Raw genomic sequence first — 13858 nt, forward strand, 5'->3', positions numbered from 1 at the left:
CACCGGTGCAATGCCAACCCCAACTTCATTCGACGTAACGATCCTCGGTGGCGGCCTCGCCGGCCGCCTGTGTGCCTGGCAACTCGCGCAGACGGGGGTGCCCCCCGCGCGCATTGCCTTGGTGGATCGCGGTCCGCGTGACGGCAGCGGTGCCGCGGCGTACGTTGCCGCGGCCATGCTGGCGCCGCTTGCCGAAGCCGCCGTGGCCGATCGTTTTGTCGTGGACTTGGGGTTGGCAAGCCTGGCGCTGTGGCGCGATTGGTTGCCCAAGCTGCGTACGCCGGTCTTCTTCCAGGAGGCCGGCACGCTGGTGGTGTGGCATGCGACGGACCGTGGTGAGGCGTCACTGTTTGCCAACCACGTGCGCAATGCCGCGCCGCCCGAGCGCGTGGCCGCCGATCTGCGTGCCGTGGACGCGTCCGGCATTGCCCAACTCGAGCCGCTGCTCGCACAACGCTTCACGCAGGGGTTATATCTCGCTGGCGAAGGTCAGCTTGACCCGCGCGGCGTGTTGGATGCGCTGGCGACCGAGCTGGAAGCGCTCGGCGTGCAACTGCGCTGGAATACCGAGGTTGTCGATCCGAGCCCCGACGCACTGGCTGCCGCCGGGCTGGGTGCGCGCCTGGTGCTCGATTGCCGGGGCCTCGGTGCCAAGCCGCAGTGGCCGCGACTGCGTGGCCTGCGCGGCGAAGTGGCGCGCATCCATGCGCCGGACGTGTCGCTCACGCGGCCGGTGCGCATGCTGCATCCGCGCTACCCGCTCTACATCGCGCCCAAGCCGGGCAATGTCTACGTGATCGGCGCGACCGAGCTGGAATCCGACGACATGTCGCCAGCAAGCGTGCGCTCCACGCTGGAATTGCTGTCTGCGGCCTACGCCGTGCACCCCGCGTTTGGCGAGGCGCGCGTGCTGGAGCTGAACACGCAGTGCCGCCCGACGCTGCCGGACCACCGTCCGGCAGTCCGCTGGGATGGCGCTGGCACGTTGTCGGTCAATGGCCTGTACCGGCACGGCTACATGATCGCGCCCGCCGTCACCCAAGCGGCGGTGGCAGCGGCGTGCGACGTGCTGGACGGCTGTGCCTTCGATACGGACGACTGCGAATGGCCCGAGCTATTCGCCGCCGCTGCATCGCCTGAACCTGTTTTGTCATGACGCTGAACGTCACCCTCAACGACCTGTCGCTGGCCCTGCCTTTGGGCAGCACGCTGGCCGACGCCATTGGTGCGGCCACGCCGCAACTGCAGATCGCGCCGCCATTTGCCGCATCCGTGAATGGCGATTTCGTGCCCAAGGCGCGCCATGCGCAGCACGCGCTCAAGACAGGCGACCGCATTGCACTCGTGCAGCCCGTCGTGGGCGGCTAGGAGTCTTCGATGACCACTACGAACCTGTCCGCCGTGACTGACCCACTGCGCCTCTACGACGAAACCTTCTCCTCGCGCCTGCTGCTCGGCACGGCACGTTACCCGTCGCCGCAATCGCTGGAAGACGCCGTGCGTGTTTCCAACCCGGCCATGCTGACGGTGGCGCTGCGCCGCCAGAGCGCGGGCTCGCCCGAGGGCGGCGCCGGCTTCTGGAAGATGCTGCGCGAACTCGGCGTGCCGGTGCTGCCGAACACCGCTGGCTGCTATTCCGCCGACGAGGCTTATACCCTCGCGCAAATGTCGCGCGAAGTGTTCGAGACCGACTGGATCAAGCTCGAAGTCATCGGCGACGACTACACGCTGCAGCCCGACACGCTCGCGCTGCCGGCTGCGGCCGAACGCCTCATCCGCGACGGCTTCAAGGTCCTGCCGTACTGCACCGAAGACCTCGTGCTGTGCCGCCGCCTGCTCGACGTCGGCTGCCAGGCGCTGATGCCGTGGGCCGCACCCATCGGCACCGGCCGCGGGCCCACCAACCCGTACGGCCTGCGCCTGCTGCGCGAGCGCCTGCCCAACGTACCGCTCATCGTCGATGCGGGCCTGGGTGTGCCGTCGCACGCGACACAGGTGATGGAATGGGGCTACGACGCCGTGCTGCTCAACACCGCTGTCGCCCAAGCCGGCGACCCGGTCGCGATGGCGCAGGCGTTTGCGTTGGCCACGCAGGCCGGTCGCCTTGCACGGCTGTCCGGCCCGATGCCTGAGCGTGATGTCGCGCAGGCCAGCACGCCGGTTGTTGGGTTGCCGTTCTGGCATGCCGAAGAGAGAAGCGCATGAGCCTGTCTGCCTTGCGTTTTTCCGCTGCGTGGCCGGAAGCGGCCGCGCTTGCCGCACAGATCGTCGATCGCCATGCGGAGGCCTTTGGCCGCGCGTCGCATGCCTGGAGCGTGACCGACCGTGCTGACGAAGCCACGAGCGCCGCCACGGTCCTGCTGACAACGGATGCGGGGCAAGCCGAACGCGCGCGCTCCGCTGGCGCCGCGGTTGTGCTGACGGCAGTGGAAGGCGACCTGCTCATCGACACTGTGCACGATCGCCTCGGCACGTACCGCTTCACGTCTGCGGCGCAGGGCGATGCATTCGATGCGCGCTTCGTCGCCGTCTTCGGTGCGGCACTGGCGCTGGCATTCGAACCGCGCGATGCGCTATGCGTGGCGCGCGCGTGGATCGCCGAAGCGAATGCCGATGCGCTGGCCTGGCCCACGCAATTTGATGCCTTGCCCCGCGTGCTCGAACCGGCGTTGCCGTGCCCGACCGCAGCGGACCTTGCCTTTGCGCTGGGCCCGACGCAACTGGGCGTCTACGCTGTCGTGCCGGATGCGGACTGGGTGGCGCGCCTCGTCGCGCTCAAGGTGCCGACGGTGCAATTGCGCTTCAAGTCGGACGACGCGCAAGCCGTGGTCGACCAGGTGCGCCGGGCAGAAGCCGCAGCGCGCGGCAGCGCCACGCGCCTGTTCATCAACGACCACTGGCAAGTCGCGCTTGACGTGTACACGCAGGCGCCCAACAGCGGCATCTACGGCATTCACCTCGGCCAGGAAGACATCGACGAAGCTGACCTGGTGGCGATTCGCTCGGCCGGACTTCGCCTTGGCATCAGCACGCACGGCTTTGCCGAAATGCTGCGCGTCGCCCCGCTGAACCCGAGCTACCTTGCGCTCGGCGCTGTGTTTGCCACGCCCACCAAGACCATGCCGACCGTGCCGCAGGGCCTCGGCCGACTGTTCGCCTACGCGGCGGCCATGCGCACGCGCGAGCCCGCACCGGCGCTGGTGGCCATCGGCGGCATCGATCTGGCAGCGATGCCGCGCGTGCTGGAATCGGGCGTGGGCTCCGTGGCGGTGGTGCGCGCCATCACCCAGGCGGCCGATGTGCCGGCTGCGGTGGATGCCCTGCAAGCGACGTTCGCGGCGCACGTGCGCGCGTAAGCATCGTCCGCCGCACGTCGGTGCGCTTGCGCCGCGCACCCGCGCTTTTGCTGACCTATCCTGTTCGTGCGCCGCTGCGGTCGCCGCAGCGGCTTTCCAACACACGCTGCAGGAGACAAGACATGGCGGTCCAGCCCATCCCTGAGGGTTACCACAGCGTCACCCCGTACCTGAGCATCAAAGGCGCCGCGCGCGCCCTCGATTTCTACAAGCAGGCCTTCGGCGCCACCGAGCTCGTTCGCATGGATGGGCCCAACGGCACCATCGCGCACGCTGAAATACGCATCGGCGATTCCCCCATCATGATGTCGGACGAAGCGCCGGACACGGTCTGCGCCAGCCCCGACACGCTGCAGAGCACGTCAGTGGGACTGATGATCTACGTGCCCAACGTCGACGCCGTGTTCGCCAATGCCCTGAAGGCGGGCGGCACGGAAGTCCGTCCTGTGGTGGACCAGTTCTACGGCGACCGCTCCGGCACGCTTAAAGACCCGTTCGGTCACGTGTGGACGGTGTCTACGCATGTGGAAGACGTGGCGCCCGACGAGATGGCCAGGCGCATGGAGAAGTGGACGAAGGAACAGGCAGCAGCGTCGGCCTGATATCGGCAGCCTTCAAGAAAAAAGCGCGGATGAGAGCCGCGCTTTTTTTTGTTCCTGCATTCCAGACTAGCTGCCGCGCCAAACATATCCCGTCGTTGTTCATCGCGTGCATGCCTCGGGACGAAAAAGTCAAAGAGTGTTGAGTGAGGTCGATTTCGTGCGCGACGCTCGGACACTGGTGGAGCTGTGTGCATTTGCATCTTCCACCCTGAGGTCCTGCACGATGACTATCCCTGAACAGGCTCTGCCCGAAACTACCGTCACCGCCCGCCGCCGCTCGTTCTACGGCATCAAGGTGACGGATATCACCCTACCCGGCAGCCCATGCCGCACCGTCGTCCACCCCGCGCCACTGCCCGGCGTCATCATCTTCGTCCATGGCGTCAACTCCACCGGCGAATGGTTTGATGCCGCAGAGGAAGGCCTTTGCAAGGGGCTCAATGCCCGCCTGCAACGCAACGACGAACAGGTCGCCTATCCCAAGGAGAGTGGCAAGCTTCGCCCCATGCGCTATACAGCCGAATTGACGGAAGACGGCTATATACGCCGCGACCTCAAAGCCAACACCTTCATTGAACCGGGCAGCGGCACCAGCCCCGTCATCCGTTTTCGCTGGGGCTACAAAGCCAGCAGCGAGGACGTCGTCCAGGAAGACGGCACCATCCGCAATGAGCTTGCCAGCGTGGGTGGCAATATCCTGCTCGACGAGAAAAACGCCTGGGGCGGCGGTCCGTTCGTCAATGGCGCCTCCGCTCTGCCGGATCTGTTCGGCAAGGGCACCGACAGCGAAGTGTTGGGCGGTCTGTTTGAGCTCCAGCACCTGCAAACCAGCGACCGTCAGATCTACAGCGCGCCCACGCGCCACTACCAGGCCTTTGCCGCGTGGCGGTTAGCCAAGCTGGTCGCTCGTATCCGGGAGTTACACCGCGACATTTTCGAACGCGATTGTCCCATCACCGTCGTCTGCCACAGCCAGGGCAACATGGTGGGCTTGGCTTCTGCCTACTTCGGCGCCAACCACCGCGAGTTCCAATCATTGGGCGTAGCCGACACCTACGTCCTCGCCAACCCGCCATACAGCCTGCGTGGTAGCCGCCTGGATAACTTCAGCCAATTCGACGGCGCAGGCCGCGTTACCTACGACGCGCGCGTTGCCGGCCTCAAGGGCTTCTTCAACATCGTGCGCCACTTCCAGGCCCGGGCCCAGCACTACAGCCACCACGCCGTGGACCAGCTCGGATTCAACGCGTGCCCCCAGAATGGCGACACCCCGCGCACTGCCGCCCAGGACAGCGCAGACCACCAGACCCGCGGGCGCGTCTTCCTCTATTGCTGCCCGCACGACCGCGTCATCTCCGTCTCACCCGTCCAAGGCATGGGCTGGCTTGGCTTGAACGACAAGGATGTGCAAGCCACCGGGGCACAGGGCATTCTGTTCCAACGCGTCTGGGCGCAAACCAAGCCGGGCACGCCGTACAAGGTGGGTGCAGAACCGGGCTACCGCTACCGTTATTGGCACGACACCATCGGCGCCACGCCGGCCGATGTGGGCAGCGGCTGGGATGACACCGCCGGCACCTTCAAACCGAGGAACACCAACCCCACCTTCTGGACGCCGTCCCCTGACACCGCGGGTGTTTCCTTCGCCAGAATCTGGGGCGATTCGCGCAAGAGCATTTGGGGCAAGCTTGTCGCCAGCGCTGCCGGCGTTCCGATCCAAGCCCTCATGTGGGGTGGCCAAGCCGTCAAGGGCGCCACCAACGTCAATGCCGACCCAGCGGATGACTGGACGGTGCTCGTCAACGCCCCCAAGGTGCCAAGCGGTGGCATCGTACCCCAGGCCGTCTACCTGCCGCACGGCGAGCCTCGACCCGGCGAGATCTCGCATCCGGATGGCGTGCGCACCATGGGCCCCTTCAACCAGCACAAGGAATCGGCCAGCGATGCACTGAACCGCAAGCGGAGCATCCCTGAAGGGCAGTTCGACCCCTACGCCGAGCAGCGCAAGAGCGGCCGCGGCAACGCCACCAGCGAAGCCGCCATGCGCTACGACCAGAACGCCGGGGTGCGCCAGCGCGCGCGGCGCGAAATCTACAACGATGACGGCACCGCCAGGAAGGGCGTGCCCTTTGCGGAAGGCGATGTCGAGAAGATGAACGCCGCACAACACCACACCTTGCGTGGCACGAAGTTCGGCGCTTTCGAACAGCAAGAGCGCACGGCCTTGATGAAGGACGGCGAAGACGCGCAGGCCACCAACCACTCCACCATCCTCACCAACGCCATGCATGCGGAACATGTGCTCGCCTATGACGTGGACGTGGGCCTGTGCCACTTCGATGAGCTGCTGATGAACCAGTTGCGGCGGATGGCGGATTGGCGGTGGTGTAGCCCTGTGGAGGATGACGAATACCCGCCGGGCCGCGATTCCGAGTCGGACGATGAGTTCACTTACTACAACACCAAAGAGGCGCTCTATCGGGGGAGCGCACTGGCCAAACACGAGCTGCTGGATGCCAATCAAGGGGCAGTTAAGGCCATCGGCATTCCTGACGCGCGCAACCCGGGGCGCTTTGATGCCCACCACATGCCGCCAGACGGACCACGCTACGCCTGAGGAACCCACATGCGCGATTCATTTCATCTCATCGCTTACAGGCGTGCCGCCACCCACGCGCTGGCCGCCGCCTGCCTGTTGCTTACTGCCTGTCAATCCGGAGTCCAGATGCCCACCAATAAAACCTACTATCGCCAGCCCATCGCCTGGCCGCGCATGCAAACGCAAGCAGAACAAGGTGATCCGGGTCGGGCGCCTGCCGCTGTCCTGCTTGGGGTGCAATGGCTTAATCCGCTGATGTGGCGGGACTACCCGACCCAATGGAATCTGCTGTGGGCACAAGGGCTCGCACAGCCCAATGACGACGACCTGCAAGCGAAGCGCTTCAAGCTGGGCGATGCAGTGGGGCAAGTCACCAATGGCGTCGCCCGCTACAAGCAGCTGGAGGATTTGCCGCACGTGAAGCGTGACAAATTCGCGACGGCGTTAAGCGATTTGATTACTGCTCCGCTGAACACTTTTAACGACTACCTCGAGAACCCGAACTACTTCTATTCCCTCAAGCGGGGTACCAGCCGCCCTAACTACTTCGACCCAAACGTGTTCTTTGGACTGCCGCGCGAGTGGTTGAACACGCCCACGTACTTCAACGCCAATCCGAAGGACACCGGCTTGGATGCCATGCTCCGCGAGCAACGGGAGATGGGGGTTCCGGCGCCAAGCTACCTTGCCTATGACGCTGCCCACGCTGAAGAGCGCATGCGCGACTACTGGGTCACGCTGCACAAAGACCGGGAGGGGAAAACTGTGCGTGGTACCCGCGTCCTTCCGTCCATGATCATTGGAGAACGCACCCTGTCACTGCTGGCCGTGCGTCGCCTTGTGTTTCATGAAATTGCGCGGGACTCACAAGCCAGGAGCATGCTGCTCAACCCCGAAGGCAAGTTGCCCAACGTCACGGTGTCAGCAGGCGACACGAACGTGGGTTTCTACAACCTCCAAGACGCCCTCAAGTTCCTGGCGCAACACCCTGACAAGTTGGCGTGGGTATGGAACGTAGACGCCCCCAACTACCCGATGGGCGAGCAGACCAATGAGAACACCGCCCTACTGATCCTCGGCCACCCGAGTGCCGACTGGGGCTACACAGCACTGGCCTCGATCTACACCCCGCATCAGCACCAAGGCGCCATTGGAAACAAGGCGGCCAACCCCGGTGGGGCATGGACGGGGCTCATGCAAGCTGTGCAAGCGCAGGCCGCAGCACAGCATCCGGTCGAGCGCGTCTACTACGACGTGCCAAAGCATGCCGGCAATGTCACCTCGTTGATGGGGCCGCTGCGCGCCGCGATTCACCAGCAGTGGCCTGACCTCGACCAGATCGCCAACGTGTACAGCGTGGCTGAACACATGGAAGGCCCGGCCCGGGCTGCAAGCTTTGCTGTCAATGCCGCGTTTGCGGCAGCGTACGCAAACCAGAGCGGCAAGAGCGCCGTCGTCACCAGCGTGGCCGATGCGACCGATAGCTGGGCAGTGCTGATCGGGCCGCCGCCGGGCTGGCAACCCAAGCCGCAGGTGACGTACTGGCCGCGTGCACGAGGCGAGAACCGGGCGTATTGGGCGTGGTTTGGGGAGCGGACCGACAGCAATAAGGCCAACGTCCAATGAAACCGGCACGAGACAGGTTCAACGCGGCTGACACGTCACCTGCACATTGTTCACATCGCCATTGACCCTGCCGTTGCCATTCGTCACCACACAGTTGGCCGACGCGGGCTGCGTGCTGATCGTCACCACATAGCTGCCGTCGAACGGCACCAGCCCGCCAAACACGAACGGGCCGTTGGCGGCCAGCGTGAGCGAATCGCGGCCGTTGTTGAGCAATACGATCGACTGGCCGCCAGGCAGCCCGGACAACGTGCCGCCAATCGAGAAGGCGCTGCCGATAGGCGAGCCGAGGCTGATGTAGCCATTGCAGGCACCAAGCAGCGAGCACAGCGCGGCCACCGGAAGGCAGCGAACCAGCATGAGCGGCAGGCGTTTCATGGCGGCTCCCCTGATCAGTCTTCGTCGACATCCACTTCGAGCGAACGCGGTGCTGCGAGCGGCCGCGGCGCGAACCCGTGGTTCAACGGACCGGCGCCCCGCCCGAGCGCCAGGTGGCGGCCGGCACCGATGGCGTGCAGCAGGTAATCGAGCGAGGCTTCGATGGCCGCTTCCAGCGCATCGCCACGCGCCAGGTGGGCTGCAATGGCGGCGGACAGCGTGCAGCCCGTGCCGTGCGTGTGCGGCGTGTCGATGTAGGTGTGGGCGTAGATGCGCTCGGCGCCGTCGGCGGTGACGAGCACGTCTTGCAGCACGCCGTCTTCGCCGGCGGTAGACGCGCCGGCCAGGTGCCCACCCTTGAGCAGCACGGCGCGGGGCCCAAGCGCCAGCAGGTCGCGCGCGGCGGGCAGCATGTCGTCGGCCGTGCGCACTTGTCGGCCAAGTAGCGCGCTGGCTTCCGGCAGGTTGGGCGTGACGAGCAGCGCGCGCGGGAACAACCACTTCGCCATCGCCTGTGCCGTGGCATCGCTGCCGAGTTGCGCGCCGCTGGTGCTGACCATGACGGGATCGACGACGAGGTTGGCGATTGGGTGGCGGTCTAGCGCAGAGAGGATGGCTTCCACCACCTGCGGCGTACCGAGCATGCCGGTCTTGGCGGCGTCCACCCCAATGTCGCTTGCCACGGCGTCGATCTGCGCGGCGACGATGTCTGGGGTGAGCGATTCCACCGCCGTCACGCCCAGCGTGTTCTGCGCGGTGATAGCGGTGATGGCCGACATGCCGTAGCAGCCGAGCGCGGCAAACGTCTTCAGGTCAGCCTGGATGCCCGCGCCGCCGCCGCTGTCCGAACCGGCGATGGTGAGCACGCGCGGCACGTGCGAGGCGGGAGCGGCAAACGCAGCGAGGGTCGGGTCGGTGATCGTCATGTCGTGCGAATGTTTGGGGGGTGTTTCGCACTATAGCGCTATCGCGGCCGGATCGATGTGCGGGGTCCTGAACCTGATTGGCGAGGGTTTCCGCCTCAAGCGCGAGGCTCAGACCGTGGAACGCGACGGTTTTTGGCTCGAACGCGAGGCTCTGACCGTCGAGCGCGACAGTTTTTGGCTCGAACGCGAGGCTCAGACCGTCGAACGCGACAGTTTCAGCCTGACACGCCAGGGTCGCAGGATGGGACGCCGTGCCTTCAGGCTCGAACGCAACGTCCGGCCGCTCGAGCTGCAGACGGCGGCACTTCAGTCCATCAGGTCGGTGTAATCGGCGGCGGCGTAGCGTTGGGCGCGTTCCCACGGTGCGGCGGCGGGCGCCGGCAATGCCGTCACGCGCGTGAGCTTTCGTTGGGTGCCGGTGGCGTTGCGCGATTCCACGCGACGCGGGTATTGGCCGGCCACGTCCCAATCGACGGTGACGGTGCGCTCGCCCTGCGTCGAGCGGTAGGTCTGCACGCCATTGCGTACCGGGCCTTCGGCGCGCATGCCTTTGAGCGCGGCCGGGTCGAGCAGGTGATACGCCGTCGCCCATGAACCGTCGAAGCCGATGTTGGAATATTCGGCCGGTTCCACGGCGTAGTTTTTCTGCTGCGAGGCGCTCACCACGCGCACGGTCAGCGCGCCCCTGGCGTTGCGTTCGATCCAGCGCGGGGCGGTGTCGGTATCGGCGTGCTTGTGGCCGGCGTGGGGGTTGGCGTGGTCATGCTCGGCGTGCGCCGACGCGGGCGGCAGTTCGCGCGCGATCCAGACACGGTCGCCCTGGCGATAGACGCGCTCTGCAAAGCGGACGTCGCGCTGGATGCCGTCGGTGCCGAGCGACGACAGTCGGTGTTCGACGCGCAGGGCGGTCAGCGAGTTGGACGAAGCCGGCCCGGCGGCCTGTGCCGGGGCAGCGAGCGCAGCGAGGGCAAACGAAAACAGAATGCGGACAGATCGGGTCATACGAATGCGGTCAGGCTGAAACGAAAAAAGCGCATGCCGACTGCCTCGGCATGCGCATCAATGGAAACGCAGGAATCAGAGGCCCATGGCCGTCTTGACCACGCCGAACACTTTCGTGTTGTCCAGCGTGCCCTTCAGCGGTGCGCTGCCCGGACCAGAGGAGAACAGCATCACATCCCCGCCGCCGTGCGTTTCCGAACCAGGCGTGCCGAGCTGCACGCCCACTTCCTGCAGGTAATCGTCTGCCGCCGTGTCGACCGCGGCCACGTTGTCGCGGGTGGCTTTGCGCGTCGTGCCGCCGTTGCCGAACACCAGTGTGGTGTACGGCAGGCCGTCGGCGGCCAATTGCGGCTGGCCGGTCTTGATGTCGTTCGACACGCCCAGGATCGGATTGCCCTTGCGGGGGTAGCCGTTGATCGTCATCGTGTGGTCGTGGTCGGCCGTGACGACGATCAGCGTGTTCGACAGATCCGCCGTGCCCAGCGCGCGCTTGATGGCTTCGTCAAACGCACCCGCATCTTCCAGCGCGCGCTTGGCATTGGTGCCGTGCAGCGCGTGGTCGATGCGGCCGCCTTCCACCATCAGGAAGTAGCCCTTGCCGTTTTTCTGCAGCACGCGGATGGCCTTCTCGGTCATGTCCGCCAGGCTCGGCTCGTCCACGCTCTTCTTCACGCGGTCCAGCTCGTAGTTCATGTGGTCGAGGTTGAACAGGCCGAGCAGCTTGTTCGTGGTGGCCGGGTTGACAGCCGCCAGTTGCGTGCCGGTGGACACATAGGTGTAGTTGGCTGCCTGGAACTGCGCGGTCAGATCGGTCGTGTCGGTGCGCTTGCTGCCCGTCGTGCCCTGCGGCAGGTAGTGACGGCGGCCGCCGCCGAGCAGCACGTCCAGGCCATCCTTGAGCGCGGTGTTGTACAGCGCGTTGCCCGGCGCGCCTTGCGCGGCTATCTGGTTTTCACCGTCGCGGTGGCAGATGTGCGAGTACGTGGCGGCCGGCGTGGCGTGCGTGACGCGCGTGGTCGTCACCGCGCCCACCGACTTGCCGGCAGCCTTGGCCAGCTCCAGCAGCGTCACGGCCGGCGTGCCGTTGTTGGCGGGGCACGTGCTGTCTGCACCGCTCACGTAGCCCTTGCCGGTGGCATCGCTGGCCTTGGTGTCGGCCGACATGGAGATGACTTCGTTGTTCATCTTCACGCCGGTCATGTACGCCGACATCGACGGCGCGCTGTCGGTGGTCTGCGCATCGTTGGAGTACGTCTTGATGCGCGCCGTGCGCTTGAGCGATTCCATCGTCAGGCGCCCGGCCTCGCCCACCTTGTAGATGCGCGTGGCGGTGACGGTGGTCGGGCCCATGCCATCGCCCAGGAAGAAGATCACGTTCTTGGCTTCACCGGCGGCGTGCGCTTGGGCGCAGGCACCGGCCGCCAGCGCCAGCAGCGTGGCGCGCAGGATACGGTTCGATTGCGTGTTCATGATGTGCCCTCTCCCTCTTACAGACCCATGGCCTGCTTGATGAGGCCGAAGACCTCGGTGTTGTCCATCGTGCCGGTAAAGCGCTCGGCGCCCAGGCCGCGTGCGCCGATGAAGACATCGGTGCCGCCATGCGTTTCGCCACCCGGTGCAACCGGGATCACGGCTTCCTGGTGGTAGTTCTTGTCGTACACGGCAGCATCGGTCAGCGCGCCGCGCGTGGCCGGGCGGTTCTCACCCGTGCCGAAGCCGATGATGGTGAACGGGTTGCCGCCCGTGTCGGTGGCGTTGGCGCCCGTCACGTAGTTCTTGAGTAGGCCCAGCACGCCGGGGTTGCTGTCACTGGTCGGGCCCGTGCGCTTGGCGTAGCCGTTGAGCACCAGCGTGTGGTCGTGGTCAGCCGTGACGACGATCAGCGTGTTCTTCAGGCCCGGGTCGATCGTGTTGAGCTTGTCGATCGCGCCGCGGATGGCGGAGTCGAACGCCACCGTGTCCTGCAGCGCCTTGCGGGCGGTGGTTTCGTGCAGCGCGTGGTCGATGCGGCCGCCTTCCACCATCAGGAAGAAGCCCTTCTTCTTGGCGGCGAGCACGTCGATGGCCTTGTTGGTCATCTCGCCCAGGCTCGGCTCCTTGCTCGGGTCACGATCCAGGTCGTACGACATGTGGCTGCTGGTGAACAGGCCGACGACCTTGCCGTCGGTGGCTTGCAGCGTGTCGAATTCGGCCTTGTTGCTGACATAGCGGTAGCCGCCCGCCTTGAGTTCGGCGATCAGGTCGCGGCCATCGGTGCGTGCGCCGCCTGCCGTGGTCGGCTGGAAGTGCTTGCGGCCGCCGCCGAAGACCACGTCCACACCATCGCCCAGCGCAGCGTTGAAGCCCTTGCCGGCCGGCGTGAGTTGCGCGGCGATGGTGTTCTCGCCGTCGCGATGGCAGATGTGCGAATACGTGGCGGCCGGCGTGGCGTGCGTGATGCGCGTGGTGGTGACCACGCCCGTGCCGTAGCCCGCAGCCTTCATCAGTTCGAGCAGCGTCGTGACGGGCTTGCCGTTGCCGCTCGGGCAGATGCTGTCGGCGCCCGAGAGGTAATCCTTGCCGCCCGCGTCATAGGCCATCGTGTCCGGCGACATCGAGATGACCTCGTTGTTCATCTTCACGCCGGTCATGTAGGCCGACATCGACGGCGCGGAATCCGTCACCTGCGCGTTGTTCGAGAACGTCCGCACGAAGCCGGTTTCCGGCAGCGTGTCCATGGTCAGCTCGCCGTCTTCGCCCACCTTGTAGATGCGCGCGGCGGTCATGGTGGTCATGCCCATGCCGTCGCCCAGGAAGAACACGACGTTCTTGGCGGGCGTGGTGGGCGTACCGGCGTCGGGCGCTGCGGTGCCGGCGTTGCTGGATGTGCCGTCGCTGCCGCACGCTGCCATGGCGAGCGCGGCTGCTACGGCGGCGGCGTACTTCGTAAGTTTGTGGTTGTGCATCGTTGGCTCCCTGAACGATGCCCGGCACTTTGGTGGTGGGGTGTTGCAGGTCCGTGATGCGGGGGGGGCGCTTCTTAACCCGATCGCAAGGTTTCCGACCCGCTGGTGGATTGACAGCCGCGTCGTATATCCCCAGTCCGTCTCTGGGGATATGTCTTTCTCATTCTTACTGGTTCTCGCCAGCCCGTTCTACGGCGGTGAGCACTTCCCACGTTTCAGGGTTGACCTGACGGCCTTCCAGCGTTGTTAGCACGAACGCGCCGATGGCATCGAGAAACCCGCGCCTAAATTCCGGCGGGTGGATGCCGGTAGGCGTGCACAAGCACCGGACATGAAAAAGGCCGCGCGAAAGGCGGCTGTCCGTCTGGAAGTTGGTGGGCTGCTAAACCCGGCCATCGCAAAAGCGATGACATGCGGGTTATAG

At 65.7% G+C, this 13858-nt stretch carries 14 protein-coding genes; 8 read left to right on the forward strand and 6 right to left on the reverse strand.

What is annotated here, in order from left to right; genetic code table 11:
• Positions 1-10 precede the first annotated feature (10 nt).
• From RP6297_RS15475 to RP6297_RS15505, 7 genes are all read left to right on the forward strand, one after another.
• On the forward strand, positions 11-1156 hold the full coding sequence (locus RP6297_RS15475) for an FAD-dependent oxidoreductase (RefSeq protein ID WP_009239441.1): 1146 nt from the start codon (positions 11-13) through the stop codon (positions 1154-1156).
• On the forward strand, positions 1153-1368 hold the full coding sequence (thiS, locus tag RP6297_RS15480) for a sulfur carrier protein ThiS (RefSeq protein WP_004628385.1): 216 nt from the start codon (positions 1153-1155) through the stop codon (positions 1366-1368). The genes RP6297_RS15475 and thiS overlap by 4 nt, the downstream gene beginning before the upstream one ends.
• A gap of 9 nt (positions 1369-1377) precedes the next feature.
• Complete coding sequence (locus RP6297_RS15485) at positions 1378-2205, forward strand: thiazole synthase (protein WP_009239440.1); 828 nt, start codon at positions 1378-1380, stop codon at positions 2203-2205.
• Positions 2202-3356 carry a thiamine phosphate synthase gene (locus RP6297_RS15490; RefSeq protein ID WP_009239439.1) on the forward strand — a complete coding sequence of 385 codons (1155 nt, stop codon included), beginning with the start codon at positions 2202-2204 and terminating at the stop codon, positions 3354-3356. The genes RP6297_RS15485 and RP6297_RS15490 overlap by 4 nt, the downstream gene beginning before the upstream one ends.
• Before the next feature lie 122 nt (positions 3357-3478).
• Complete coding sequence (locus RP6297_RS15495) at positions 3479-3958, forward strand: VOC family protein (RefSeq protein WP_009239438.1); 480 nt, start codon at positions 3479-3481, stop codon at positions 3956-3958.
• 223 nt (positions 3959-4181) lie between these two features.
• Complete coding sequence (locus RP6297_RS15500; protein ID WP_009239437.1) at positions 4182-6575, forward strand: T6SS effector phospholipase Tle3 domain-containing protein; 2394 nt, start codon at positions 4182-4184, stop codon at positions 6573-6575.
• Between the two features lie 9 nt (positions 6576-6584).
• Positions 6585-8183 (forward strand): hypothetical protein, encoded by a 1599-nt coding sequence (locus RP6297_RS15505; protein ID WP_009239436.1) that lies wholly within the window; start codon positions 6585-6587, stop codon positions 8181-8183.
• An 18-nt stretch (positions 8184-8201) separates the two neighbouring features.
• Here the strand turns inward: RP6297_RS15505 and RP6297_RS15510 are convergent, their stop codons facing one another.
• Positions 8202-8561 (reverse strand): DUF4369 domain-containing protein, encoded by a 360-nt coding sequence (locus tag RP6297_RS15510; RefSeq protein ID WP_009239435.1) that lies wholly within the window; start codon positions 8559-8561, stop codon positions 8202-8204.
• 14 nt (positions 8562-8575) lie between these two features.
• Entirely contained in the window at positions 8576-9487 is a 912-nt protein-coding gene (thiD, locus tag RP6297_RS15515) for a bifunctional hydroxymethylpyrimidine kinase/phosphomethylpyrimidine kinase (protein ID WP_009239434.1), read from the reverse strand.
• Here thiD and RP6297_RS15520 point away from each other — a divergent pair.
• Positions 9477-9815, forward strand: coding sequence for a hypothetical protein (locus RP6297_RS15520; protein ID WP_199517400.1), 339 nt, complete (start codon positions 9477-9479; stop codon positions 9813-9815). The two genes, thiD and RP6297_RS15520, sit on opposite strands and share 11 nt — an antisense overlap.
• Here RP6297_RS15520 and RP6297_RS15525 read toward each other — a convergent pair.
• The 4 genes from RP6297_RS15525 to RP6297_RS15540 all read right to left on the reverse strand — a co-directional run bounded on the left by RP6297_RS15525 (position 9794) and on the right by RP6297_RS15540 (position 13756).
• Positions 9794-10489, reverse strand: a complete 696-nt coding sequence (locus RP6297_RS15525) for a hypothetical protein (RefSeq protein ID WP_009239432.1) — start codon at positions 10487-10489, stop codon at positions 9794-9796. The two genes, RP6297_RS15520 and RP6297_RS15525, sit on opposite strands and share 22 nt — an antisense overlap.
• A 75-nt stretch (positions 10490-10564) precedes the next feature.
• Entirely contained in the window at positions 10565-11959 is a 1395-nt protein-coding gene (locus tag RP6297_RS15530; RefSeq protein ID WP_009239431.1) for an alkaline phosphatase, read from the reverse strand.
• 17 nt (positions 11960-11976) lie between these two features.
• Positions 11977-13434, reverse strand: a complete 1458-nt coding sequence (locus RP6297_RS15535) for an alkaline phosphatase (RefSeq protein ID WP_009239430.1) — start codon at positions 13432-13434, stop codon at positions 11977-11979.
• Between the two features lie 166 nt (positions 13435-13600).
• Complete coding sequence (locus RP6297_RS15540; protein WP_009277220.1) at positions 13601-13756, reverse strand: hypothetical protein; 156 nt, start codon at positions 13754-13756, stop codon at positions 13601-13603.
• Between the last annotated feature and the right edge of the window lie 102 nt (positions 13757-13858).

The sequence above is a fragment of the Ralstonia pickettii genome, from assembly GCF_016466415.2.
Lineage (GTDB): Bacteria > Pseudomonadota > Gammaproteobacteria > Burkholderiales > Burkholderiaceae > Ralstonia > Ralstonia pickettii.